This is a genomic window from Clostridium sp. HV4-5-A1G (genome assembly GCF_900184915.1).
Lineage (GTDB): Bacteria > Bacillota > Clostridia > Clostridiales > Clostridiaceae > Clostridium_B > Clostridium_B aromativorans.
In genome coordinates, this window is record NZ_FXYI02000256.1 from 1 (window position 1) to 3,707 (window position 3,707).

The 3,707-nt window shown below is 33.1% G+C and carries 3 protein-coding genes; all 3 read right to left on the minus strand.

Going from position 1 to position 3,707, the window contains the following annotated elements; all coding sequences use genetic code 11:
* Window positions 1–82 precede the first annotated feature (82 nt).
* A complete protein-coding gene (locus J5G60_RS17275) occupies window positions 83–1,504 on the minus strand; it encodes an FAD-binding oxidoreductase (protein WP_150355340.1) in 1,422 nt (473 codons plus the stop codon).
* A 2-nt stretch (window positions 1,505–1,506) separates the two neighbouring features.
* Complete coding sequence (locus tag J5G60_RS17280) at window positions 1,507–2,508, minus strand: electron transfer flavoprotein subunit alpha/FixB family protein (RefSeq protein ID WP_150355341.1); 1,002 nt, start codon at window positions 2,506–2,508, stop codon at window positions 1,507–1,509.
* Between the two features lie 79 nt (window positions 2,509–2,587).
* On the minus strand, window positions 2,588–3,385 hold the full coding sequence (locus tag J5G60_RS17285; protein ID WP_150355342.1) for an electron transfer flavoprotein subunit beta/FixA family protein: 798 nt from the start codon (window positions 3,383–3,385) through the stop codon (window positions 2,588–2,590).
* Between the last annotated feature and the right edge of the window lie 322 nt (window positions 3,386–3,707).

Consider the following 3,707-nt stretch of genomic DNA (forward strand, 5'->3'; position numbering starts at 1 on the left):
TAATAATAATATCTTTGAGTACAAAAATCATATAATTTATAGACTAAAGTAAAAATAATTTATATGTCAATTCATTTTTAAGCTAATCACATATATCTACTATTTTCCCAGGATTTAAGATGAGATTGGGATCAAGCGCCTTTTTTATTCTCTTTGTCATCTCTATCTGTACAGGCTCCAGAACAAATTTCAAATATGGTTTTTTCTTATTTCCTATACCGTGCTCGCCTGTAACCGAACCGCCCAGATCCGCACACAATTTATATATATCCGACATCAATTTAGGTATTTTTTCATACCATTCATCCAAGGTAGAATTTGGGTTTTTATGAGGATTTGGATGAAGATTTCCGTCACCTGCATGTCCATAGCATGGAATAGGAATATCATATTTTTTAGACAATTCCTGCATTTTTCTCATACATTCAGGTATCTTGGACACTGGAACAACCACATCGTCTAGCACTACATGAGGATTTGTCTGCTTCCATGCATCAGTTATATTCCTTCTTATTTTCCACATTCTTTCAGATGTAGTAGCATTATCTGCGATATATACATCAATAGCCCCATTATCCATGCATAGATTCCCAATTATCTCACTTTCATTATCCAATTCATCTTTACTATTTCCATCCAACTCAATTAAAAGCATTGCACCTGAGCCTTCAGATGAAATATTTTCGTTTAGGTATTTACAAGAATTTTCAAATGATGCCGCATCCATAAACTCTATGGAAGTTGGTATAACTTTTCCAAAAGTCATTATTTTGGGAACCATGCTTATTGCACTATCTATATCCTTAAATAATACAAGCAAATCTATTGTTTCTTTAGGAAGAGGCATAAGCTTTATATATATCTTGGTAAATATACCAAGAGTACCTTCTGAACCTATCATTAAATGTATTAAATCATAGCCTGCCACATCTTTTACTCTTTTTCCACCCAGATGAGCTATTTCACCAGTTGGCGTTACAACATCAAGACCGTAAATATATCTTCCAGTGACGCCATATTTGACAGCTTTTCCACCTCCAGCATTTTCAGCTATATTTCCACCTACATAGCATGACTCAACGCTCATAGGGTAACCTGCATAAAATAATCCATCTTCTTTTACCGCATCATTTATTTCATTTGTTACAACTCCAGGCTCCACGACAATCATTAAGTTTTCCTTATCTATTTCAAGTATTTTATTCATTTTCTCAGTGGATATTACTATTCCCCCATATTGCGGAACAGCTCCGCCAGATAAACCGCTGCCCGCTCCTCTCGGAGTTACCGGTATTAGATATTTATTTGCCAATTTCATTATTTTTGAGATCTCTTCTTCACTTGATGGTTTAAGTGCGACTTCTGGCATATGAGCATAAACCTTTTCTGCTATTTCATCATGTGAATACTGCTCCAAATTTTCATTATCATAAATGACATTTCTCTCTCCGACAATTTCTATAAGCTCATCAATAATCTGTGGTGTAATTTTATTGTATTTCATTTTTAAGCCTCCTTTTTCTTATATTCTTTGATCCCTTTTATTAAAGGCGGAAGAATTTCATTTAAATCACCTATAATACCAAGGTCTGCCACTTTAAAAATTTGCGCATCGGGATCATTATTTATAGCTATAATATTTTCTGAAGTTTGCATACCAGCAATATGTTGAATTGCACCTGAAATGCCTATTGCCATATATAGATTAGGTGAAACAGTTTTGCCACTTAATCCAACTTGATGAGGATAGGTCATCCAATTTTTATCAACAACATCTCTGGAAGCACCAACTTCCCCTCCAAATATTTCTGCTAATTCTTCCAAAGCATTAAAATTTTCAGCCTTTCCTAATCCCCTGCCTCCAGCTACAATAATTTTTGCATCTTGTATACCTACCTGTTGGGTTTCATCTTTTAAAAATTTAATGAATTTGGTCTTAACCTCTGAGGAATCATCTATAAATTCTCTTTTTATAACTTCTCCCTTTCTACTTTCATCAGCTGCCATAGGTTTCATTGAATGTGGTCTCACCGTAGACATTTGAGGTCTTGTATTAGGTGTCTTTATAGTTGCAAGTATATTACCACCTATTGCTGGTCTTGTCTGAAGTAAATTACCTGTGCCCTCTTCTATATCGAGGCCTGTACAATCTGCCGTCAATCCCGTTTTCATTTTTATGGCTACGTAAGGCATCAGAGTCCTTCCTGTAGTCGTAGCTGCTGCAAAAAATATATCCGGCTTAAATTCCTTAAGAAGAGATATTAAAACTTTTGCATAGGATTCAACGATGAAATGTTCAAGATGGCTGTCATTAACAACATAAACCTTATCTGCACCTCTTGCTATCAATTCATTGATATCTTCAGTCTTAATATTATTTCCTATAATAACAGAAGAAAGTGGTGCGTCTAATTTCTTTGCAAGTTCCTTACCCCTATTTAATAGTTCAAAAGATATACTATTTAAACTGCCACATCTAAATTCCGCAAGTGTCCATATTTCTTTCATATAAATGCCTCCTACTTTAATAATTTAAAATATTCTTTTACAGTAAAAAATAAGTTTAATTAATAACTTGTACACTTATTTATATTATTGCTTTAGATGACAGATAATTTAAAATATTTCCTACAACCTTATCTACATCTTCTTCACTTTTAACTTCAAATTTTTGACCCTCTCGAGCTACTTTAGGGCTATCTATTTTAACTACTCTTGTTGGAGAGCCCTTGAGCCCTAAAAATTCGTCCTTAGCTTCTATATCTTCAGCATTCCATACTTTAACATCCATTTTTCTGGCCTTCATTTTGCCTTTAAAATTTGGAAGTCTTGGAGCACATATCTCCTTCGAAACAGTTAGCGCAGCAGGTAATTTCATATCTAAAAGTTCATACCCATCTTCCACAAGTCTTTTTATACCTATATCGTTTTCACTTACGGAAACTATTTCACTTGTAAATGTAGCTACAGGCAAGTCAAGAAAAGATGCAATTCCCGGCCCAACTTGAGCTGTTTCTCCATCTGTTGCTCTTTCACCGCAAATTACAAGATCAAAATCTTTTATCTTTTTTACAGCACGTGATATAACATATGATGTAACCCATGTATCCGATCCTGCAAATTTTCTATCCGATAACAATATTCCATCATCGCATCCCATAGAAACTGCTTCTTTAATCGAGGCCACAGCACTCTGGGGTCCCATGGATAAGGCAATAACTTCTCCACCATATTTTTCTTTTAGCTGTACAGCTGTTTCTACTGCATATAAATCCATAGGATTTATTATACTTTCAACACCACTTCTAACAATAGTACCTTTTTCCGGATCCATTTTTACATTGCTTGTTTCAGGCACTTGCTTAACTGGAACTATAATTTTCATATGTTACACTCCTTATCTTTTTAAAAATCAAAACCATGTTTTTGAATAATATTGTTTTATTTCTAATCTTCGTTTAAACGATATATAAAATATATAATTTCACATAGTAAAATCATATATTTTATTTTACATGTGTATTATAAAACAAATATAAAATTAGTTCAATACTCAAATAGAAAATTATCTAAAAATTTTCTATAATGTAATCCATTGCACATTCAATAATTATTTAAAGCCATTAAATGTAATCATTATCATGTAAAAATAAATTTATTATTCTGAATTATCTGTCATCTATAAATATTTTATTCTTATAGTTAAT